Source organism: Rhizobacter sp. P2_H2, assembly GCF_056403375.1.
On sequence record NZ_JBFUFP010001563.1, the window covers coordinates 1 to 895 of the forward strand.

Here is an 895-nt window from a genome sequence, read left to right on the forward strand (position 1 = left end):
GGTGAAGAAGTACTCCTGGCGCAGCCGCAGCTCGCGGCCGGCCGGGGTGCTGTCGTTCGGGTACAGCACCCACGAGATGTTCTCGTACTCGTTCTTGACGCTGGCCGCGCGGGCGTAGTCGCCGGTGTTGAAGGCGTTCAGGTCGATGTGGGCGGGCGCGGCCGCCTTCCACAGGCGCAGCGTGCTGACCTTCTGCGTGCCGTGGCCGGGGATCACCATGTCGTAGGCCTTGGCCTCGACCGAGCCGGCCGGGCGCCACACCGGGTGCGTCTTGCCGTCGTGCATGTGCTGCTCGACATGGCCGCCGAAGCGCACCGGGTAGCTGATGCCGGGCCGCGGGAACTCCCACGGCGTGCCGTCGGCGAGCCAGGGGTCGGGGTGCTCGACCTGGCGGCCGTGCGCGATGCCTTGCGCGAACATGCCGTACTCGTAGCGGATGCCGTAGCCGAACGACGGCAGGCCGAGCGTGGCCATCGAGTCGAGGAAGCAGGCGGCCAGCCGGCCCAGGCCGCCGTTGCCGAGCGCGGCATCGGGCTCGTGGTCGGCCACGTCTTCGAGCGTCTGCGCGTGCAGGGCGACGGCCGCGGCGGCCGGTTCGCGCAGGTCGAGTGCCGCGAGCGCGTTCGACAGCGTGCGGCCGATCAGGAACTCCATCGACAGGTAGCAGACGCGGCGGGCTTTCGCGGTTCGCTCGATGGCCTGCGTCTGGACCCAGCGCTCCGACAGCTGCTGGCGTGCGACCTGGGCCACGCCGTGCATCAGGTCGACCGGGGTGGCGGCGGGCGGCGCGACGCCGACGGTCTTCAGCAGCTGCTCGTCGAGGCTGGCCTGCATCTGCTGGGGGGTGATCTGTTGTGTCATGGAGGGGGAGCTCATCGGCGGGGATCCTGCAGTG

General features: G+C 71.1%; 1 protein-coding gene. It reads right to left on the minus strand.

Features of this window, described 5'->3' with window-relative positions; genetic code table 11:
- The coding region (locus tag AC1D15_RS34760) for a glycogen/starch/alpha-glucan phosphorylase (RefSeq protein WP_477829658.1) at positions 1–876 on the minus strand (876 nt) is incomplete at its 3' end.
- Positions 877–895 lie beyond the last annotated feature (19 nt).